Here is a 20,105-nt window from a genome sequence, read left to right as displayed (position 1 = left end):
ATGATTCGTGAATTTCCTCCTGTGTCCATTCTCGGACACGAAACTCACACAAACACTGGACTTCTACACGGGGACCCAACCATCAGGCCTATCGCCGAAGGTGCCGATCAGACACTGGCGCAGCTAGTACTTCTTTGGGGGAAGAAAAATGGTCTCACGTCTGTCATCACCAAAGCTCGGTCGATCCAACCTGCGCAACTGGGCCGTTCTTGGCCTCACAGCCCTCGTCCTCACAGGAGGGTCCCCCGCAATCGCTGCGTCACCTCTCATGACGTCCATCTCAGCGACAGCGGACAATGCCGGCACTCTTCAGAGCCAAGGACACGGCAACGGCAGCGGGAAAGGCCAAGGAAAGGGCAAAGGCAACGTCACTCAGGCCTTCGACCGTCAGGTCGAGGAAGCAACCCAGTTCATGCGCACGGCCCCGGATGATTCCACCTACTTCGACACCGACGCCGCACACGCGGCGAATGCTGACCCGACGATCCTGGAAATGGGAACCGTCATTAATCAGCTCGCCGCGTCCCAGCAGCCCGTTCCTGAAGGTCAGATGTCGACCCGGGCGAGCTTGCCAATTTGGGGTAACTGGTGCGGCCCCGGCCACGGTGGCGGCGCGGCGGTGGACGTCCTTGACTCGATTTGCCGCACCCACGACCGGTGCTACGGCTCACGTGGCTACTTCGCATGTTCCTGTGACCGGGCCATCGTCCGCGACATACGCGCGAACGCGTCCCGCATGAAGACACAGGAACGAGCCGTAGCTGCAGCAGTGAGCACCTACTTCACCTACTGCCTCTGCAACCCCTTGAAGTAGGCCGTCAACGACACAATAGACTGCACGAAGGATAGGAGGTGCTGAAGTCATGACCTACGCAGATCACGCGGACCACCAGGAACCGCGAGCCACTCGGCCCGTTGCTACATGGGTGCTGATGCTCCTAGCGATCGCTGTCGTCTTCCTTCTCCCCGACTGGACTGGAAGCGGCACCCGTCGCCCAATCTGGGTCTTCGCCATACCCATCCTTCTCGGCCTGATCGGAGCTGGCTTCGCGCTGCGAACCAAACACCCGTGGTGGGCTGCCGCCTCCGCCCTCTGGGGCTTCGTCCTTATCCAGGTCCTCGTCGTCACCATCACCCTCATCAGCGGCCCATAATCTCATCAAAGACCATATCGGCTGTTGATGAGGTTGATGACCTTTAGACACATTGTTGAGACGAACGCAGCCAGCGCCGGGGCCTGGGAAACAGGTCCGCACTGGAGCCAGAAATGGCGGTTAACTGCAGTTTCAGTTGGCGGTCTTGTCGTCCTATTCAGCGACCCCTTACCGCAACAGTTTATTGAGGCAATGGATCCACTAGATTGCATAACCATCTAGATCGCCTTACTATCTAGTTGTGACTGATGATCCGGAATGGCCAACAGAGTGGTTGAGAGCGGTGCTCTCGCAGGCTGTCATGAGAGTCCTCGCCGGCGGCACCACATACGGTTATGCGATTTCGGTACAGCTCGAAGCTGCAGGTTTTGGGAAAGTAAAGGGCGGAACCCTCTACCCGCTTCTTGCGCGGCTCGAAGCCGCCGGTCTGGTGCTCGTTGAATGGCGCGCTGGCGAAGGCGGCCCTGGGCGTAAATACTACGAGCTCACCCCGAGTGGTCGAAGGAGTCTCGCCCAGCAAACCGAGCGCTGGACTCGCTTTGTCAGCGTCACACGACCCCACCTACAGGACACAACGGAGGACCCCCATGAGTGATAGCAGCATTGAAGCTCAGTTTGCTCCAGATATTGATACCCGCTGGGCGGGGGAATTCATTCTCGAGGCTCGGCTCCTTGAGATACCAGGGCATCGGATCGGTGATTCCCTCAGTGAAGTGAACTCGCACTGTCGTGATGCGGATGAGGATGCGGCAAAAGCGTTCGGCGATCCGGCAGAGTACGCACGCGTTATTGCTGCCCAAACCTCAACAGCCCCTACCCGGTGGGTCTCTCTCATGGGTCCAGTCTTGTTGCAGATTGTTGGAGTAGTCCTGGCTCTACAAGGCGTCGGTGGGCTGGTTACTGGGATCGTCCATCCGCTCACGTGGAGCGGTTTAGCGATGCTCGTGGGTCTCGCTGGAGGCGTCCTTTTGCTGGCTTTTGCCCTGTCCCGATCGTTGGGGATAATCGTACGTCGTCCGCTCATCGGTGCAGTCCTGGTTGGAGTGGCCGGAGCCCTCCTTTTTGCCGGGCCCTACCTACTGCTCACTATAGAGTCGCCCCCGCTGCCAGTGACCGCGGGAATCATCCTTGCCTGCGGCATCACTTTCATGGTCGTCGGAATCGGCTTGGATATCAGGAAAGGTCGAAAGACCGATGACCCGATCAGCGCACCAGGGATAGCCCCCAGACGCTCCAGAATGAAATACCTCACCGCAGGAACTTCAATCGCCTGGCTGCTCCTCGGGGCAACCACGATCATCCTTTTCGCCCCAAGATAATCAACCTATTGTTAACGACCCAGCAACTGAAGAGTTTGTATCGGTTCTGCATTATGTTCTCCTGGGCGCGTTCTTGCGTCGCGTATGAGCATCCATCTGCGCACCATTGGCCAGCGCGCCAACCATTCGAGCTTGCAGGCAGACGTGCTCCACCAGCAACCTAACCGCACCCACCCTTCCCTTGCATACGAGCGGGTGTTTGAATGAATAGATTACTCAAAGGGGGGAACCATGCACACCACAGGAGCCCGCCCGCTCGTCGGCGGCGGAATCGCGCTGGGAACAATGTTGTTCGTCTTGCCGATTTCAATGTTTGAGGTCTTCACCGGAACGGCCGAGAGCGCCACGATCGCTACCTTTGTCCTGGGAATTGCACTCCTTACGTGTGGCGTGTGCCTGATAGTGACCGGGCTGCTGGCCCGCTCACGCGATCTTCGCTCTCAACGGACCTACGAATCCATCAATTACGACACTCCCAGTTACACCACTCGGCAGGGTAATACGGGAGCGCGGAACGGTACTGGGGCATTCAATGTCCCTCAGTTGTCCGGTGGCGGATGCGCGGGGGACATCGGCGGTTCGTGACTGATCGGCTGACCTTTCGGTGCCTTAGGACGAGTGTTGGGAATGGTCTAGGCGATGGTGCAGCCGAGGGCGGCTGACCGTCGAAGAACACCGGCCTATCGCTCGGGCGATCGCCCTCACTCCGTGCCCGGCCAAGTGAAGGTCAACTATCCGTAATCGTTCCTCCAAACAGAGGTACCGCCCCGAGGGCTCAGGCTTAGCGCGCGGGATACGACCGCCGGTTGCCCGGCGCCAACGTTGCCCAGTTCGTCGATTCACGCCTACAGCATCACAGACCGCGGTCAGCGTAGACCCCCGGGCCATCAATACCCAGAACCGTGCCTCCTGAACAATCCGTTCCTTCTTCGATGACATACACAACACCTCGCATCAATAGGGGATGTTGCAACGACCGACTGAACTCACCATCCACCACCGCGACACCGAGCCCCGCAAAAATATGCAGATGGCTGAATTCTGGTGTGAGAGTGCGTCAAGACGTTCGCTGTCAGGAGGATTTGGAGTAGCTGCCCCAGCCGGTCGAGAGGATCCCTTGTGCCTGGTCTAAGTTCAATCCCGCGTCTCTCGCCGTCCTAGCAAATGCTTGTGCGGCCGTAAGAACCGTAGGAGTCGTAATGAAGCCGGCGTTGACCCTGGTGCCAGCAGCGCGTCCGGTCCGAATCAATCCGACGTGCTCGAGCTCCTTATAGGCCTTAGCCACGGTACCGATCGCAACGCGAAGGTCGGCCGCCAGCTGCCGGACCGTCGGCAGTCGGCTGTCTTCAGTCAGCTGGCCGGTCCTAATGAGCGCTTCCAGCTGGGAGCGGACTTGCTCCGTAGGAGAGATGGAAGAAGTCGGATCTACGCTAATCATCAGAATGGAACCCGCTCTACAGGTCGCCTGATGCCATGGCTGGCCGCCACTGCATCTGAGACCGCGGCTATAGCGCGGAACAGAAGAACTAGACCTGTCACTGCAATAGCCACGGACACGACCATCAGGACGATCGCCAGCGTGTGACCGGGCTCGACAGCAACGGTGCTCGGAACAGCGCTAAGATCCGCGGTCGGAACAGGATCCCGGTTAGCGTTGAGCAGCGCAATCCCAGTAACGAAACCTAAACCCGCAAGCTGAAAGCCCAAGGCCGCGCTTGAGAACGCCATCACAAATCTCGTCTGCAAGCTTCTTAAGGCATTATCCAGCGTAAACAGCTCAGGGGACATTGGCCGCGGTGCCAAAGCAATGCGACGCAGCGTCCAATAAACAGCAACTATGAACAACACGGTGCACGCCACGAGGGGAACGCCGTAGAACCAACCAGGGAATGGCCCAGTAGCATTCATGTTGTACTGGATATCGACAACTTGGCCACCGTCCACACCCCACCCCGATAAGCCTCGGTAGGCGTAGATCCGATGTAGTCCGTTCTCATCCGTCGATGAATAGCTTCCCGCGAGAACAAGCCCCAAGATCAAGAGCACCGCGGAAACCAGTGGAAGAACGAACACCCACTGCCTACCGAAACTCATCGAGTTTCGGGGCTCAAGATCCGCTACCCTGGTCTGCCTCTCGCCCTCCAACCACTGGACACGTGGCCATAGGTTGACAACCAATAGCGCCACCAATGCACCTACGACACCGGCGAGAGCGTAAGGCAAACCATGCAGCGAAGTCAGCGAACCGCCTAGGAAAAAAACGGTAACCGATGCAGCCATGCCAGCCAACAGCGCGACCAACAAAACCTGCCACTCCCGACGAAGATAAGCGACCGCGGCGTCCTTCTCACCGCTCGAAAGCTGATCAACGAGCCTCTGTAGATTAGTTCGACTATTTGGCGACTTTCGAAGGATCGTCCCCAACGCCGTCACGATCAAAGCCACAAACACAATGGCTAGCAATATCCATATAGCGCCCATCATTCCCCAATCACAACCCGCAAAGCCCGACTTGTATCTTCACCGCAATACAAGCACGCGCTAATGTTTTGTGTCAACATCGAGACACAAGGAAGTGGTCGCCTCGAAACTTACCGCACGGCACGTTGGACGGTGGAGAGTGAGCCGGTCCCCCATCGCTAACTCTTTTCAGTCAAAGACTCCCTCCGTCTGTTGAGTTCTGCCTGATGTGACTGTTGGTTCAGATTGGCGGCTTTTTCGCAGCTCGGTTTGGCGGTTTAGCTGATTCCGATGACGAGGGTCGAGCGTGCGGCTTCAATGACGTCGTCGGTGATGGTGCTGAGTTCATTGGTTTTCATGACCCGTTCTCCTTGGGTGAAGAGCCGATCGATGAGGAGGAAGTTGCCTCGGATAATCCGGGCAACGGCGGCGATGGCCTGGGCATCGGTGAGATCTTCCGGGTCCCGGGTCTGACCGAGTTTGTGCCATCGGCGCTCCAAAACGAAATGCAGTTCATCCTGGGCCAGTGGGCGGTATTCGCGGGCGAAGCGACCCTGCTCTAGAGCTGTGCGTAGCGGCTGTGGGCTCGATATGCGGTCGTCGACAGCGGAGTGCCCGCCGCAAATGCCAGGCTTGCGAAACGTTCCCCCATCAGGTGATGCGTTGCCGCGTCCGGATGCAATGCGTCAGGGAGCGGAAGTTCAATCCAGTCCTGCTCTCCGTAGAGTTCGCGACCGTCCAGGTAGTAGAGGTTCGGGTCGTCCAGAGACCGCTGGCGAACGATCCGATTCAGCTCATCCCGGATCACGCTGAGGGTGAGCTTTCCGGCAGCAGGCTCGGAGGGGTCTCCGGTTGCTCGGAACCGGAGCTCACCGGCTGCGAGGGCCTCGAGATCGAATGCGCTGGGACCCGGGGTCTCCTCATGGACCGGGCAGTGAATGGGTGATATGACCAAAAGTGGTGTCTTTGGGTGTCCATCGCGGATGGTGTCGAGGAAGCCGTGGACGGCCGGCCCGAACGCGCGCAATCGCATCAGGTCGAGGTTGACGAGGTTGATGCCGATTTTCAGGCTTATCAGATCGGCGGGTGTGTCGCGTATGGCGCGTGCCGTGAACTGGTCGAGGAGCGCGCTTCCGCCGAAGCCCAGGTTGGTCAGATCGGCGCCACCCAAACGCCCGGCGACCGCCGGCCAAATCGCCATCGGACGTATGGCATTGGACCCATGGCTGATCGAACTGCCGTGATGAAGCCACCTCGGCCGCCCGGACGGTGGCGTGGGCTCCACTGAAGCATTGGTGCGAAGCGAAATGAGTTCCGTTGTCTCGTTGTGTGGCAGCCAGAGCTCGATGTCCTTGGTTCCCTGGGGGAGGTCCGCGAATCGACTCGTGCAGGCGGGCCCGACCACCTGATTGGCGGCTCCTGTGGCCATGTCGATCGTCACAGTGTTCCCTCCACTGGTAACGGAGCTGCCGAGGACTTGGCCATTCACGACAAGTTCGATCACCCCGTCCGGCCGTGTCGGGAAGCCGGAGTACGTGGTTCTCGAGCGCACCGTGTCGAGCTCCAGAGCGCTGGCGCTCGTCCGGAAGGCGAGCCGGACGCCAGATGGTTGAGACTCCGCCATCAACAACTGCGGGTCATTGGCCTGGACGCGTGCCCTCGCCGGGAGGCGGTGGGGTAGGACCCCCAGTCCGGTCTGTTCCAGTTCAAGGGCGCCTCGGAAGAAGCCCGCCGGGATGGGGGTTGTGGTGGTCCAGTTCTCGATTGTCATGCTCCCGTCATTATCGGTCTTTCGATGCGCCTTGTTAGCGCACTTGCCAGTTCTCCAACAGGATGTGGAGCCCGTGGATGATGTGGTCCCAGCTCTCGTTGGATGAGGGTTCGCTGTGGCTGAAACTCCCGCTCAGCTCCAGGCTCACGTAGCCCTGGAAGGTGCTGCCGAGTAGTCGGACAGCGTGGGTCTGGTCCGCATCGCTTAGCTCGTATTCACGGAGGATTGCTAGCATCAGGCGGGTGTGCCGCGGGCCAGCGCTCCGGGCAGCAGTCTCGGAATCGAGCCGCAGTTGCATCGCGGCGAAACGCCCCGGATGCTCATGGGCATAATCCCGGTAGGAGTTCCCCAGGGCCGCAAGAGCGGCCTCGCGGGACCGGCCGGCCACAGCCTCCGATGCGCGATCCGCGAGCTCAGCGAGGACGACCAGCGCAACGCGAGCCTTGAGATCCGCGGAGCTCTGTACGTGCGAATACAGACTCGCCGGCTTCACCTTGAATCGACGCGCCAGTTCGGCGACCGTCACCTGCTCAAAGCCGAGTTCGTCGGCAAGTTCAGCCCCTGCCTGTGCCAGGCGGTCAGCTGTCAGGCCTGCTCGTCCCACAGTCGGCTCCTTCCTTCCCACGTCAAAACCTAATGGTAGCAGGCAATTGACTACTCTCCATAGGCAAACATCGTATTGTCGTCCCCGCAACGGACCCGCCGACACGACGAAAACGGTTCGGTCGGGGCATTGAAGGCCCCGAGACCGCGGGGAACAGGATCTGAGAATGATGTGGACGAACATATTTGCGGTGAGTCAATTTTCTCGGCCGGCGCAGTCCCGACCGAGAAAATGCCCGGTAAAGGAGCCTAACCACTACAGGGTGCTCGGCCGTGGCTGACAGCTTCGCCTGAGGACTTCCCCAAGGGCTTGGTGTAGAGACCGCCCAAATGGTCATGTGCCATCACCGCAATTCCCCGATGAATTTGTGAGAAAGCCTGCAAGAAGCTTCAGGAGGAAAAGGTGCTAATCCACCACAGGACATCACTCTCGGTGACCCCTGACCGGCACCACGCATACGCCTGGCGCCGGCTTTCGCTCAGCTAGAGAGCAGAACGGCCTCTGACTGCGGGAAAGCTGCGCCCTGGCTGGACCCGCTCCCACTTGAGCTCAAGCGTCAATCCGCTCCCGGTCCAGAGAGGCGGCGCCAGCCACGATGAAGTCCTTGCGTGGGGCGACGTCGCTGCCCATCAACAGATCAAACACCCGCTCCGCCGACTCGGCTTCCTGGATCCGCACCCGCCGAAGAGTACGGTGCCTCGGGTCCATGGTGGTTTCCGCCAACTGCTCAGCGTCCATCTCACCAAGCCCCTTGTACCGCTGGATGGGTTCCTTGTAACGCTTGCCCTGCTTTTCCAACTCTGCCAGCAGTCGAGAGAGTTCCTGTTCCGAGTAGGTGTAGATGGTGTCATTCGTTTTGGAACCGTGGTTGATCACCTCAACCCGGTGCAACGGCGGAACCGCCGCATACACCCTGCCGGCGTCTACAAGCGGCCGCATATACCTGAAAAACAAGGTCAGAAGCAGGGTGCGGATGTGAGCGCCGTCGACGTCGGCGTCGGTCATCAGGATCACTTTCCCATACCGTGCCGCGTCCAGCTGGAAGCTGCGGCCCGACCCGGCACCCACCACCTGAATCAGCGCCCCACACTCGGCGTTGGCTAGCATGTCCCCCACCGATGCCTTCTGCACGTTCAGGATCTTGCCACGGATGGGTAGCAACGCCTGATAGTCGGACGAGCGGGCAAGCTTAGCGGTGCCCAGCGCACTGTCACCCTCGACGATGAACAGTTCGGAGCGTTCGACGTCGTCAATCCGGCAGTCAGCCAGCTTCGACGGCATTGACGAGGTTTCCAGGGCGTTCTTTCGCCGTTGGGTCTCCTTATGCACCCGCGCGGAGATCCGGGATTTCATCTCGGCAACAACTTTTTCCAGCAGGAGCGCGCTCTGAGCCTTATCGCCCCGGGCCGTGGAGTTCAGCTTGGCCAGAATCTCCTTCTCGACAACTTTCGCCACGATGGCCCGCACTGCGGAAGTGCCAAGGATTTCCTTGGTCTGGCCCTCGAACTGGGGCTCGGCCAGCCGCACGGTCAGGACAGCTGTTAGTCCGGCGAAGACGTCATCCTTTTCGATCTTGTCGTTGCCGGCCTTGAGCTTTCGGGAGTTGGCCTCAATCACTTTGCGGAAAGACTTCAGGAGAGACTGTTCGAAACCGCTCTGGTGGGTGCCCCCCTTGGGGGTGGCAATGATGTTCACGAAGCTTTTCACCGTGGTGTCGTAGCCGATTCCCCAGCGCAACGCAATATCCACCTCGCAATCGCGTTCCACCTCCGCGATCTCACTATGCCCATTCTCGCCCAACACCGGCACCGACTCCTTGAACCGGCCTGAGCCGTGGAGGCGCCACACATCGGTCACCGCGCTGTCCGCTGCAAGGAAGGTGGTGAACTCCGAAATTCCACCGTCGTGCTGGAAGACCTCCTCCAGCGCTCCCGCCTCGGCTGCAGTGCCGGCCAGCCGGCGTTCGTCCCGGAGGGTGATCCTCAGCCCGGGGACCAGGAAGGAGGTTTGACGGGCTCTCGCCTGCAGTTCCTCGTAGGAGAATTTCGCGTCGGGGGTGAAAATTTGCCGGTCAGCCCAGTACCGGATCCGGGTCCCCGTCACACCGCGCTTGGTGGTGCCGACCACCTCAAGCCGGGAGCTTTCGAGAAACGGTTCGAACTTTGCGGTCGGCGACGGTGACTTCGCATCCAGGAAGCGACCCGGTTCGCCTCGCCTAAACGACATCTGGTAGGTCTTGCTGCCGCGATCCACCTGGACATCCAGTCGGGCTGACAGCGCGTTGACCACGCTGGCGCCGACACCGTGGAGGCCACCGGAGGCCGTGTACGAACCGCCACCGAATTTACCGCCGGCATGCAGCTTCGTGAAGACCACCTCGACGCCACTGAGGCCGGTCTTGGGTTCTGCGTCCACCGGAATCCCACGCCCGTCATCGTGAATCTCGACCGATCCGTCCGGGTGGAGTATCACCTTGATGCTTTGACCGTGGCCGGCGAGTGCCTCATCCACCGAGTTGTCGATAATTTCCCAGAGGCAGTGCATCAACCCGCGGGAATCAGTCGACCCGATATACATGCCGGGCCGTTTGCGGACGGCTTCAAGGCCCTCCAGGACGGATAGGTGCCGGGCGTTGTATTCAGTGCTGGGTGGCGCCACGTTGGGTGAAACTCCTTGGCAGGGGTAAAGGTGAGTGGCGACACCGGTATCCGGGGCGCCGCGCCGGGGGCCTCCTGACGCATTACTCCAGCATATTCCCCTACCCGCGTAGTTCGGCTTAGGCGGGCCGCAGGTCATGCGGCAAAGGTGTGACGACGTCGAGCTATGCTACGCGCTCAGCGAAAGACCACCCAGCCTGCAATAGAACGGCAACGAATAGTGGTTATATGAACTACAGGAACCACTAAGGAGGCAATCATGACAACAGCAGTAGCAACCCGCGAAATGTCCGCGCTGGACCGCTGTGACCGCTGCGGAGCCCAGGCCTATGTGCGCGCAGTTCTTCAGTCCTCCGGTGGTGAGCTACTTTTCTGTGGCCACCACGCACGTTCCGTTGAGTCGAATCTGCGTCCGCTGACGTCCGAGTGGCAGGATGAGACCAACCGTCTGAATGCAGCACCAGGACCGGTAAGCGAAGACTAAAAGCACCACCGACGGGCCGGCAACCCGGACCCGTTAAACCAAAAGTACCCCCGCACTGATGTGTGGGGGTACTTTTTTTGCTGTGGGGCTGGTTTCCCAACCCCACAGAGGGTTTAAGTGGGTTTAGTCCAGGTAGTCGCGCAGTACCTGGGACCGCGAAGGGTGGCGCAGCTTCGACATGGTCTTCGACTCGATCTGGCGGATCCGCTCACGCGTCACCCCGTAGACCTTCCCGATTTCGTCTAACGTCTTCGGCTGGCCATCAGTCAGGCCGAAGCGCATCGCTACGACGCCGGCTTCACGCTCCGACAGGGTATCGAGAACCGAGTGCAACTGTTCCTGCAACAGGGTGAAGCTGACGGCGTCCGCCGGCACCACTGCCTCGGAGTCCTCAATAAGGTCACCGAATTCAGAGTCACCGTCTTCGCCCAGCGGCGTGTGCAGCGAAATGGGTTCGCGGCCATACTTCTGGACCTCGACAACCTTCTCGGGGGTCATATCCAGTTCAAGGGCCAGCTCTTCGGGAGTCGGTTCGCGGCCGAGATCCTGGAGCATCTGGCGCTGCACGCGGGCCAGTTTGTTGATGACCTCGACCATGTGGACCGGAATACGAATGGTCCGCGCCTGGTCGGCCATGGCGCGGGTGATCGCCTGACGGATCCACCAGGTGGCGTAGGTGGAGAACTTGAAGCCCTTGGTGTAGTCGAATTTCTCAACGGCACGGATCAGACCGAGGTTGCCCTCCTGAATGAGGTCAAGGAACAGCATGCCACGGCCGGTGTAACGCTTGGCCAGTGAGACAACCAGACGAAGGTTGGCTTCCAGCAGGTGGTTTTTCGCTCGCTTGCCGTCGTGGATGACCCATTCGAGCTCGCGGCGCAGTTTCGGATCGAGTGGTTTGGCTGCATCCTTGTCCGCCGCCAGTTTCTCCTCGGCGAAGAGGCCAGCCTCGATGCGCAGGGCAAGATCAACTTCCTGCTCCGCATTCAGGAGCGCTACCTTGCCGATCTGCTTCAGATAGTCCTTGACGGGGTCGGCGGTGGCACCCGCTGAGATGACCTGCTGGGCGGGGGCGTCGTCGTCGTCGGCATCTGAATAGACGAAGCCAGATCCGGCCTTGGTCTCAGCTTCGGCTGCGGCCCGTTCGGTGGATGCAGCAGGCTCCACCGGGTTACCAGCGGCGTCAAGCTCGGGGCTATCGTCTTCGACCTCGACGGCCGCGGCGTTCTGGGCGGCAGCGGCCTTGGCTGCCCGCGCCGATAGCGGCTTGGCAGCAGCGGTCTTCGGTGCCGCCTTCTTGGGGGCGGCCCGGCGTTTGGTGGTCGTTGCTCCGGGTTCTGTTACATCCGGTGCAGTTGTCTTCTTGGCCGACACAGAGAACCTTTCATACGGCGTCTGTGATGTTACCAAGGGGGCAACACCACTATGACCCTGTCAAGTCCGTGAATGAATTCAAGCGGCTCGATGGGGCGTTCCTCAATGAAGTGGAACCATCCCGCCTTCTACCCTATTCCCGACCATCCCGCAAAGAATGGCCGATCTGACAGGGTAGAACACTACTTGATACACGAACCCGACCGGGTCTCGGTTCCTATTGTCGCACGATTCATGGGCTTCGATAAATCAGCCACCCGCCCAAATCGGCTTCTGTGCAACCGGTTACGCAGCGTGGGGCGCACCATTGCGCCACGCCAGATCCTTATCGCGTGACCACTCGGCAAGCATGCCGCGACCCACCACCTCCTCAAGAAGTTCAGCAAGCGAATACCCTGGGATTTCCGCCAGGGCCTCCCCCAGATAGACATGCGCGCGGGACCCCCGGCCCCTGGCCCACTCAATCCAGCCCAGCATGGTGAGCAGGGCAGCGCGTGGTTCCCCCACCGCAACAGCCGACAGCCTGCTCAATAAGGTGTGGGCAGCATCAACTTGCTCCCATTGCAGCTGTCCCCGGTATTGCCCGATCAGAACGTCGCAGAAGTCTCGCGTGTGAGCCGCGGCAGGCTTCATCGGCTCAACGGGCAGTCGCTCATCCGGACCGAAGCCCAGCATTGTCCGCGCCGATGCTGGCAGGTGCGCGGCTCCCGTGCCCGCACGGCGCAGGCTATTGCCTTCCGAACCGTTCACTGAAATCTCCCAGCCCAACGCCGCAAGCACCAGAACCGCGTCACGGATGGGCCTCGAAATCAGCGAGGCGAGCAGATGGGCGGCTACCCCGACATCGGTGATCGGCACCTTGGAAGCCGTGCGGGCCAGCAGGCAATCCCAGAGCCGAAGGGTGGCGATGAATTGGCTTGGGGAGGTCCAGCGATGCCCAAGTTGCACCTGCTCGCTCCGACAGAGCCTTGCCAACTCCGCTGGGTCAGTCCACGCCGCGGGAAGGTCCGTTTCAACTGCGGCGTCCAAAGTGTCGGCGAAACTACTGCCGCGGAAGGTCAACTCGGCGTTCAAAGGGCTCGTCAGGACGCTCTCGATCGGATGACCCGACGGTGGACAGCAACCCGGGTCAGTGCAGAAATAGTCCCGCCACATGGTGTCGGTGACCAGCCAGCCGTCGCGTAGTTGCAGGCCCGCTCCACCGAGGGACCGGCCGAGGCTTCGCACCAGGTTCCGGCGGGGTGGCATCCCGCCCCGGGTCAAGGGTTCACTGGTGTACAGAGCCAATAGTGCACCGTCAGCGGTGGTGTCCGAGGTGAGAATTGAACAGACACCTGCGGCATAACCGTCCGGATCCAGATCGTTGTCCGGAAGGTCCACCCGCAGCGTTGCCCCGACCCGCTTCCCACACATGGTCAGGAGCACAAGGCTCTCTGCCGGTTGAAAGCCCAAGGTGTGCAGGATGTAGCTGAGGATGTCAGCAGCAGACGTGACCTTGAAGGGCAGGTCCTGTGGTGGGGGTGTTGAAGTCATGGCAAGAGCATGGCTCAGTGCGTCCCCGCTACGGGTGCCGTCCGACCATCATGTGCATAACTGCAGCTGCTCCGGCGCTGTCGAGGACGAGTCAGCGCCGGTGCGGGCTCACCGCGATGGGCTGTCGTCGCCCTCGGTACCAGAGTCGGCGGGGTCAGCAAGGTCGCCTGCTTTGCGATCCTCTTCGAGTAGCTGCTCCGACTCGTCAGCGGCCTGTGGACTCGCCAGGTATGCCTCGACCGCTGCACCAATCTCGTCGGCGTCAGCCAGCTCACTGTTGTCCTTCACCAGCAAAGACCGGCGCTCGGCGCTACCGGCGCGCTCGTCGAAGCGCTTCTCCAAGGTGCTGACCACGCCACTGACCTCAGCAGACCCATCAACCTGACGGGCGATCTGCCGTTCAACGTCTCGGCCCGCCTCACGCAACCGGTCGGTGGGAAGCACCAGCGACGCCGAAGCACCCAGATACTCCAGGGCCGTAACAGCTGCCGGAGGATACTCGGCCTCGGCAAGGTAGTGGGGGACGTGAACGACGTAGCCCACGACGTCATGCCCCGATTCGATCAGACGCAACTCCAGCAGATGCCCCACTGACGCCTGAAGTTCTGCGGTGGGACGCCATGTGTTCATGCCCTCGATGAGGTCCAGACGGTTGCCATGCACTGTCACTCCGAGGGGACGGGTGTGCGGTACCGGCATGGGGATCGAATTGATCCAGGACACCAAGGGCACCTCGAACCGGTCCACGAGACCGGTGACCGCACTGATAAAGCGCTCCCACTGCAGATCCGGTTCAAATCCGGCAAGCAACAGGAACGGAACACCCATCCCGTCATAGACCCGATGGAGTTCGAGGCGCGGAGGGTGATAATCCGCGAGATGATCCTCGGCGAAGGTGATTCGAGGCCGCCTGCTGCGATAGTCGATCAACTGGTCGGCGTCGAAGACCGCCACCAGCTCGTGATCCAGCGTGGTGAGCATTTCTTCGATGACCTGGGACACCACATGCCCCGCGTCGACGAATCCGGTGAATCCAGCAAGAAGAGGAAGTCCTCGCAGCTGCTGCCCGTCGATCAGGTCAGCGTTTGAGTTAAACAGAGTCTCTGGATTAAGCATTTCCCCTCCTAGCAAGGTTCTCGGCTTTCAATACCCGTTACAACGTCGAGGGGAGGTCCATTCATTCCGCCCGACACCAGGTTCCTTTACAGACTACGATCGATGGAGGAATAGCGCGGCATGACGCGCTCACCTACCTATCTGTCCAGCACATGGAAGTGAGGAACACACCCAGTGAATATAGCCAGCGAACTCAAGCTGACAGCTGTCACCAAGGACTCCAAGAAGACCGCCGGTGACGCCCTGGTAATCGGCGTCGGTCAACAGGACGGAAAAACAGTCCTGCTCGACTCCCCGCTCTCGGTGAAGGACGCGGCCGCCCTGGCCGATTCCCTCCCAATGCTCGGCATCACCGGCGGCGCTGACGAGGTTCGCCGGCTTCCCGGCCTGGAGGGCAGCGCTGCCGAGATTCTGGTGCTGACCGGCGTCGGCCGTCTCCCTGCCGACGGAGCGGTCACCCCCGAGACGCTGCGCCGTGCCGCGGGCTCTGCAATTCGTCAGCTCATCGGGCTTGACTCGGTGACCATCGCACTGCCCGCACCAACTGTCGCCGACGCCGCCGCGGTGGCCGAGGGCGCAGCAATGGGTGCGTACTCCTATACCGAGCACCGCTCCGCCCAGGCAGCAAAGAACGGATCGCCTGCCAAGGAACCGGTCAGCAGCGTCACCATCGTGACACCCGCCGCGCAGGACAAGTCCTTGAAGGCGGCCCTCAACCGCGCCGCCATTCTGGGCCGTGGTGTCAACATCACCCGGTCCCTGGTCAACCAGCCACCCAGCCACCTGTACCCGGAAACCTTCGCGCAGGCCGCGAAGGACCTGACCAAGGGTCTGCCGATCAAGGTCACAGTGCTGGACGAGAAACGCCTGGAAAAAGAAGGCTATGGGGGAATTCTCGGCGTCGGGAAGGGCTCGTCCCGCCAGCCCCGGTTGGTCAAGGTTGAGTACTCCCCCAGCTCGGCCAAGCAAAGCCTTGCACTGGTCGGCAAGGGCATCACCTTCGATTCGGGCGGACTATCCCTGAAGCCTGCCGCTGGCATGCAGACCATGAAGCTCGACATGGCTGGAGCCGCCGTCGTGCTGAGCACCGTCCTCGCCATTGCTGAGTTGGGCCTGCCCATCAAGGTGACCGGTTGGTTGTGCCTGGCCGAGAACATGCCATCGGGAGACGCGCAGCGCCCCTCAGATGTCATGACCACCTACGGCGGCCGCACCGTCGAGGTCCTCAACACCGACGCGGAAGGCCGACTGGTGATGGCCGACGCACTTGCCGCTGCCAGCGAAGAGGCGCCGGACGCACTGATTGATATTGCCACGCTCACCGGTGCCCAAATGATCGCTTTGGGGCGCCGCGTCTCGGGTGTCATGGGTGACGACACCGTGGTTGATGCAGTCAAGGGTGCGGCGGACCGGTCCGGCGAGTTGTTCTGGCCGATGCCCCTGCCTGAGGAGCTTCGCCCAAGTCTCGACTCTCAGGTGGCTGACATTGCCAACATTGGCGAGAAATTCGGCGGCATGATGACTGCGGCCGTCTTCCTGCGCGAGTTTGTCGGCGAAGTCAACGGTCGGAAGATCCCCTGGGCCCATCTGGATATTGCCGGACCTGCGTTCAACGAAGGCGCCGCACACGGCTACACACCCAAGGAAGCCACCGGAGTCGGTGTCCGCACCCTCTTGGCATACGCCGAAGACATGGCCACTACCGCAAAGTAAGCCTGCTGGGCAGTTTCACCCCCGCAACAGGGGTGAGACTGCCCACATCAGGGCGGAGATCGCCCTTCATCAAGTAGATGCTGGCCGGATCTGGGGATAGGGTAAGTCCTGATCACACCAAGTATTCCGCCAAAATCATCAACCGACGGGCGCATCAGCCCGTCACAGATTACGCGAGGGAGCGTCCAAGTGGCCGATACGGCAGCTGCGCAAGAATTCGACATCCTCATACTGGGCGGAGGCAGCGGTGGCTATGCCGCCGCACTCCGAGCCGTCCAGCTGGGATTCACCGTGGGACTCATCGAGAAGGGCAAGCTCGGTGGAACCTGCCTACACAACGGGTGTATCCCTACCAAGGCCCTGCTGCACTCGGCCGAGGTCGCCGACACGGCTCGCTCCTCCGAGAAATACGGTATCAAGGCGACCTTCGAGTCGATCGACATGCCTGCGGTGAATGCGTACAAGGACGGCATCATTGCCGGGAAGTACAAGGGCCTGCAAGGTTTGATCAAGTCCAAGGGCATCACGGTCATCGAGGGCGCAGGCAAGCTCACCTCCACCACCACGGTCGATGTCGATGGCACTTCCTACACCGGCAAGAACATCATCCTGGCTACCGGTTCTTACTCCCGCACCCTCCCCGGCCTCGAAATTGGCGGGAAGGTCATTAACTCTGATCACGCCCTGACCATGGACACGCTCCCCAAAAAGGCCATCGTGCTCGGCGGCGGCGTCATCGGTTGTGAGTTCGCCTCCGTATGGAAGTCCTTCGGCGTCGACGTCACCATCATTGAGGGCCTCCCGTCGCTGGTGGCCAATGAGGATGCCACCATCATCAAGGCCTTCGAACGGGCCTACAAGAAGCGTGGCATCAACTTCAACACCGGAACCTTCTTCGAAAAGGTCGAGCAGAACGACGACGGCGTCGTCGTCACGCTGGCCGACGGGAAGACCTTCGAGGCAGACCTGATGCTGGTCGCCGTCGGCCGTGGTCCGGTCACTGAAGGACTCGGCTACGAAGAAGCGGGCGTCACCATCGATCGCGGTTTCGTGATCACCGATGAGCGTCTGCACACCGGCGTCGGGAACATCTACGCGGTCGGGGACATTGTTCCTGGCCTCCAGCTCGCGCACCGCGGCTTCCAGCAGGGCATCTTCGTCGCCGAGGAAATCGCCGGCCTGAAACCGGTCATCGTCGAAGACATCAATATCCCCAAGGTCACCTACAGCGAACCCGAAATCGCGTCGGTGGGCCTCACCGAGAAGGCCGCCAAAGAAAAGCTGGGCGAGGACAAGGTCCTCACCCAGGAATACAACCTTGCTGGAAACGGCAAGACTTCCATCCTGGGGTCGGCTGGCCTGGTGAAACTCGTCAGCGAGAAGGACGGGCCAGTCATCGGGGTGCACATGATCGGCACCCGGATGGGCGAACAGATCGGTGAAGCACAGCTCATCGTGAACTGGGAAGCCTACCCAGAGGATGTGGCGCAGCTGATCCACGCCCACCCCACCCAAAACGAAGCGCTGGGCGAGGCGCACCTCGCCCTTGCAGGTAAGGCGCTGCACGGATAACCGTGCACTAAGCTCGCAACTAAGCGTTCCACCAGCATTACTCGCAACCTTGGCTCTGCGGTGCCGGCCCCTAATGGGGCTAGCACCGCAGAGCAGAAACTATTCAGGAGAAACGGGGACACTATGTCTGAATCCGTCAACTTACCCGCCCTCGGCGAAAGCGTTACCGAAGGCACCGTTACACGCTGGCTCAAGGCGGTCGGCGACCGCGTGGAGGTTGACGAACCCCTGCTCGAGGTGTCCACCGACAAGGTCGACACCGAGATCCCGTCGCCTATTGCTGGGGTCATCGAGGAAATCCTTGTAGCCGAGGACGAGACCGCCGAAGTCGGAGCGCCGCTGGTGCGTATCGGCGACGGGTCGGGCGGCTCGGACGACTCCGCTGCGTCGGGGGACGCGGCCGAGGAACCCGCCGCAGAGACCGAAGAGCCCGCAGCTGAAGAACCAGCCGCCGAGCCCGAGCCCGAGGAGAAAGCCGACGAGCCCGCCGCTGCTGAGTCCTCCGCTGACTCCGCTGACGACTCGTCAGGCGGCGAGAGCACCGAGGTGACCCTTCCCGCCCTCGGCGAAAGCGTCACTGAAGGAACCGTGACCCGGTGGCTCAAGGAAGTTGGCGACGACGTCGAGGTGGACGAGCCCCTGCTTGAGGTCTCCACCGACAAGGTCGACACCGAAATTCCATCGCCAGTTGCAGGGAAGCTGCAGGAAATCCGGGTTGGTGAGGACGAGACCGTCGAGGTTGGCGCAGTTCTCGCCGTCATCGGCTCCGGCGGATCAGCCCCGGCCAAGGCGGAAGCTGGCGCTGAGCCGGTCGCTGCCGCGTCGTCGGACGAGCGCGAAAAGCCAGTAGCCGAGCCTGCCAAGACGGAGGAAGCCCCGAAGGAAGAGGCTCCCGCGCCGAAGGAAGAGGCCAAGCCGGCTGCACCCAAGGCGGCCGAAGAGAAGCCCGCCGAGAAGAAGCCAGCCGCTGACAAATCCTCCGAGGACAAGTCGGGCGGTTCCGACGCAGCCTACGTGACTCCCCTGGTGCGTAAGCTCGCGAACCAGCAGAACGTCGACCTGCAGTCAGTGAAGGGCACTGGCGTGGGCGGTCGCATCCGCAAACAGGACGTACTGGAAGCCGCTGAGGCAGCCAAAAAAGCACCCGAGCCGGCTGCAGCTCCTGCTGCAGCAGCTCCAGCACCGGCAGCGCCGTCGGCTGAGGCCTCGAAGCTCCGAGGCACCGTCGAGAAGGCTCCCCGCATCCGCCAGACCATTGCCCGGCGGATGCGTGAATCGCTTGAGGTATCCGCTCAGCTGACCCAGGTCATCGAAGTGGACATGAGCAAGGTGGCACGGCTCCGCACCTCGGCGAAAGACAACTTCCAGGCCCAGAACGGCGCGAAGCTCACCTTCCTCCCGTTCATCTCCAAGGCCGTCACCGAGGCACTCAAACAGCACCCGAAGCTGAATGCCTCGTTCGATGAGGAAGCCAAAGAGGTCACCTACCACGACGCCGAGCACCTGGCCATAGCGGTAGACACCGATAAGGGTCTGCTGGTCCCGGTCATCAACGATGCCGGGAACCTGAACCTGGCGGGACTGGCGAAGAAGATCGCCGACGTCGGCTCCCGGACCAAGAGCGGGAAGATCGGTCCGGATGAGCTGTCGGGCGGTACCTTCACGATCACGAACATCGGGTCGGTCGGCGCTCTGTTCGACACCCCGATCATCAACCAGCCCCAGGTGGGCATCCTGGGCACCGGTGCGATCGTCAAGCGTCCCGTAGTGGTGACCGCCGACGGCGAAGACACCATCGCCATCCGGTCCATGATGTACCTGAGCTTGACCTACGACCACCGCCTGGTCGATGGCGCCGACGCTGGCCGCTTCCTGCAGTCATTGAAGGCACGCCTTGAAGCCGGCGCGTTCGAATCGGATCTCGGCCTGTAACACGCACCATCCCCGAGGTCAGTAATCAACCACGAAGGAGAACAGATATGGCTACAGTACGTAACGCCCACACCGTCTGGAGCGGCAACCTGCAGGCCGGAAGCGGCCAGGTCAGCCTCGACAGTTCGGGACTTGGCACCTACGACGTCACCTGGAAAGCCCGTTCGGAGGAAGCCGGCGGCAAGACCAGCCCAGAAGAGCTGATTGCTGCAGCCCACTCCTCCTGCTTCTCCATGGCGTTCAGCCTGGCGCTCAGCGAGGAAGGCAAGACAGCCGACCGGATTGAGACCAAAGCCGAGGTCGACTTTGTGCCCGGCGAAGGTATCACCGCCATCCGGTTGATCTTGAACGCTGCGATCCCGGATATCGAAGAGGCCGATTTCCAGCGGCTCGCCGAGTCGGCCAAGACCGGGTGC

Annotated in this window: 18 protein-coding genes and 2 pseudogenes; 10 read left to right on the top strand and 10 right to left on the bottom strand. The window is 61.1% G+C overall.

From position 1 onward, the window contains the following. Positions 1-148 precede the first annotated feature (148 nt). The 5 genes from ABD059_RS06180 to ABD059_RS06160 all read left to right on the top strand — a co-directional run bounded on the left by ABD059_RS06180 (position 149) and on the right by ABD059_RS06160 (position 3,058). Positions 149-814 carry a phospholipase A2 family protein gene (locus tag ABD059_RS06180; protein ID WP_343878487.1) on the top strand — a complete coding sequence of 222 codons (666 nt, stop codon included), beginning with the start codon at positions 149-151 and terminating at the stop codon, positions 812-814. A 49-nt stretch (positions 815-863) separates the two neighbouring features. Then, positions 864-1,154: a hypothetical protein gene (locus ABD059_RS06175; RefSeq protein ID WP_343878486.1), complete on the top strand. Its 291-nt coding sequence runs from the start codon at positions 864-866 to the stop codon at positions 1,152-1,154. 241 nt (positions 1,155-1,395) lie between these two features. Further along, positions 1,396-1,749 carry a PadR family transcriptional regulator gene (locus tag ABD059_RS06170; protein ID WP_343878485.1) on the top strand — a complete coding sequence of 118 codons (354 nt, stop codon included), beginning with the start codon at positions 1,396-1,398 and terminating at the stop codon, positions 1,747-1,749. Continuing rightward, positions 1,742-2,473: a hypothetical protein gene (locus ABD059_RS06165; protein WP_343878484.1), complete on the top strand. Its 732-nt coding sequence runs from the start codon at positions 1,742-1,744 to the stop codon at positions 2,471-2,473. The genes ABD059_RS06170 and ABD059_RS06165 overlap by 8 nt, the downstream gene beginning before the upstream one ends. 231 nt (positions 2,474-2,704) lie before the next feature. Further along, positions 2,705-3,058, top strand: coding sequence for a hypothetical protein (locus ABD059_RS06160; protein ID WP_343878483.1), 354 nt, complete (start codon positions 2,705-2,707; stop codon positions 3,056-3,058). A 69-nt stretch (positions 3,059-3,127) separates the two neighbouring features. Here ABD059_RS06160 and ABD059_RS17735 read toward each other — a convergent pair. The 7 genes and pseudogenes from ABD059_RS17735 to ABD059_RS06125 all read right to left on the bottom strand — a co-directional run. After that, positions 3,128-3,412, bottom strand: a pseudogene (locus ABD059_RS17735) (helix-turn-helix domain-containing protein); the annotation flags it as partial. Positions 3,413-3,545: 133 nt separating this feature from the next. Beyond that, positions 3,546-3,911 (bottom strand): GntR family transcriptional regulator, encoded by a 366-nt coding sequence (locus ABD059_RS06150; protein ID WP_343878482.1) that lies wholly within the window; start codon positions 3,909-3,911, stop codon positions 3,546-3,548. Beyond that, positions 3,911-4,918 (bottom strand): hypothetical protein, encoded by a 1,008-nt coding sequence (locus tag ABD059_RS06145; protein ID WP_343878481.1) that lies wholly within the window; start codon positions 4,916-4,918, stop codon positions 3,911-3,913. The genes ABD059_RS06150 and ABD059_RS06145 overlap by 1 nt, the downstream gene beginning before the upstream one ends. 293 nt (positions 4,919-5,211) lie before the next feature. Then, positions 5,212-5,481: pseudogene (locus tag ABD059_RS06140) on the bottom strand (AAA family ATPase); the annotation flags it as partial. Positions 5,482-5,492: 11 nt separating this feature from the next. Beyond that, a complete protein-coding gene (locus tag ABD059_RS06135) occupies positions 5,493-6,704 on the bottom strand; it encodes an SGNH/GDSL hydrolase family protein (protein WP_343878479.1) in 1,212 nt (403 codons plus the stop codon). 34 nt (positions 6,705-6,738) lie between these two features. Continuing rightward, positions 6,739-7,308 (bottom strand): TetR/AcrR family transcriptional regulator, encoded by a 570-nt coding sequence (locus ABD059_RS06130; RefSeq protein ID WP_343878478.1) that lies wholly within the window; start codon positions 7,306-7,308, stop codon positions 6,739-6,741. Between the two features lie 549 nt (positions 7,309-7,857). Next, positions 7,858-9,966, bottom strand: coding sequence for a DNA gyrase/topoisomerase IV subunit B (locus tag ABD059_RS06125; protein ID WP_343878477.1), 2,109 nt, complete (start codon positions 9,964-9,966; stop codon positions 7,858-7,860). Positions 9,967-10,224: 258 nt separating this feature from the next. Here ABD059_RS06125 and ABD059_RS06120 point away from each other — a divergent pair, with 258 nt between their 5' ends. Further along, positions 10,225-10,449 carry a DUF7455 domain-containing protein gene (locus ABD059_RS06120; protein WP_019483236.1) on the top strand — a complete coding sequence of 75 codons (225 nt, stop codon included), beginning with the start codon at positions 10,225-10,227 and terminating at the stop codon, positions 10,447-10,449. A gap of 123 nt (positions 10,450-10,572) precedes the next feature. Here ABD059_RS06120 and ABD059_RS06115 read toward each other — a convergent pair whose 3' ends face one another. From ABD059_RS06115 to ABD059_RS06105, 3 genes are all read right to left on the bottom strand, one after another. After that, positions 10,573-11,823 carry an RNA polymerase sigma factor gene (locus ABD059_RS06115; protein WP_343878476.1) on the bottom strand — a complete coding sequence of 417 codons (1,251 nt, stop codon included), beginning with the start codon at positions 11,821-11,823 and terminating at the stop codon, positions 10,573-10,575. A gap of 285 nt (positions 11,824-12,108) precedes the next feature. Beyond that, the gene (locus ABD059_RS06110; RefSeq protein WP_343878474.1) at positions 12,109-13,356 is read right to left on the bottom strand and encodes a DUF4192 domain-containing protein; all 1,248 of its coding nucleotides are present in this window, start codon (positions 13,354-13,356) and stop codon (positions 12,109-12,111) included. Between the two features lie 108 nt (positions 13,357-13,464). Further along, positions 13,465-14,472: a proteasome assembly chaperone family protein gene (locus tag ABD059_RS06105; protein WP_343878473.1), complete on the bottom strand. Its 1,008-nt coding sequence runs from the start codon at positions 14,470-14,472 to the stop codon at positions 13,465-13,467. Between the two features lie 174 nt (positions 14,473-14,646). Here ABD059_RS06105 and ABD059_RS06100 point away from each other — a divergent pair, with 174 nt between their 5' ends. From ABD059_RS06100 to ABD059_RS06085, 4 genes are all read left to right on the top strand, one after another. Beyond that, a complete protein-coding gene (locus ABD059_RS06100; protein ID WP_343878472.1) occupies positions 14,647-16,185 on the top strand; it encodes a leucyl aminopeptidase in 1,539 nt (512 codons plus the stop codon). Positions 16,186-16,374: 189 nt separating this feature from the next. Then, positions 16,375-17,757, top strand: a complete 1,383-nt coding sequence (gene lpdA, locus ABD059_RS06095) for a dihydrolipoyl dehydrogenase (protein WP_343878471.1) — start codon at positions 16,375-16,377, stop codon at positions 17,755-17,757. 123 nt (positions 17,758-17,880) lie between these two features. After that, positions 17,881-19,689, top strand: coding sequence for a 2-oxoglutarate dehydrogenase, E2 component, dihydrolipoamide succinyltransferase (gene sucB / locus ABD059_RS06090; protein ID WP_343878470.1), 1,809 nt, complete (start codon positions 17,881-17,883; stop codon positions 19,687-19,689). Positions 19,690-19,736: 47 nt separating this feature from the next. After that, positions 19,737-20,105: OsmC family peroxiredoxin (locus tag ABD059_RS06085; protein ID WP_343878469.1), on the top strand; the 369-nt coding region annotated here is incomplete at its 3' end.

It is taken from the genome of Arthrobacter flavus (genome assembly GCF_039526005.1).
Classification (GTDB): domain Bacteria; phylum Actinomycetota; class Actinomycetes; order Actinomycetales; family Micrococcaceae; genus Arthrobacter_D; species Arthrobacter_D flavus.
Note: the sequence above shows the minus strand (reverse complement) of the source record. Positions and strands in the feature narration are given on the sequence as shown.

Excerpts from the sequence above, each read along its gene's own strand:
- ABD059_RS06180 (WP_343878487.1), top strand. The coding sequence starts at position 149 with ATGGTCTCACGTCTGTCATCACCAAAGCTCGGTCGATCCAACCTGCGC.
- ABD059_RS06175 (WP_343878486.1), top strand. The coding sequence starts at position 864 with ATGACCTACGCAGATCACGCGGACCACCAGGAACCGCGAGCCACTCGG.
- ABD059_RS06165 (WP_343878484.1), top strand. The coding sequence starts at position 1,742 with ATGAGTGATAGCAGCATTGAAGCTCAGTTTGCTCCAGATATTGATACC.
- ABD059_RS06160 (WP_343878483.1), top strand. The coding sequence starts at position 2,705 with ATGCACACCACAGGAGCCCGCCCGCTCGTCGGCGGCGGAATCGCGCTG.
- ABD059_RS06150 (WP_343878482.1), bottom strand. The coding sequence starts at position 3,911 with ATGATTAGCGTAGATCCGACTTCTTCCATCTCTCCTACGGAGCAAGTC.
- ABD059_RS06135 (WP_343878479.1), bottom strand. The coding sequence starts at position 6,704 with ATGACAATCGAGAACTGGACCACCACAACCCCCATCCCGGCGGGCTTC.
- ABD059_RS06120 (WP_019483236.1), top strand. The coding sequence starts at position 10,225 with ATGACAACAGCAGTAGCAACCCGCGAAATGTCCGCGCTGGACCGCTGT.
- ABD059_RS06110 (WP_343878474.1), bottom strand. The coding sequence starts at position 13,356 with ATGACTTCAACACCCCCACCACAGGACCTGCCCTTCAAGGTCACGTCT.
- ABD059_RS06105 (WP_343878473.1), bottom strand. The coding sequence starts at position 14,472 with ATGCTTAATCCAGAGACTCTGTTTAACTCAAACGCTGACCTGATCGAC.
- sucB (WP_343878470.1), top strand. The coding sequence starts at position 17,881 with ATGTCTGAATCCGTCAACTTACCCGCCCTCGGCGAAAGCGTTACCGAA.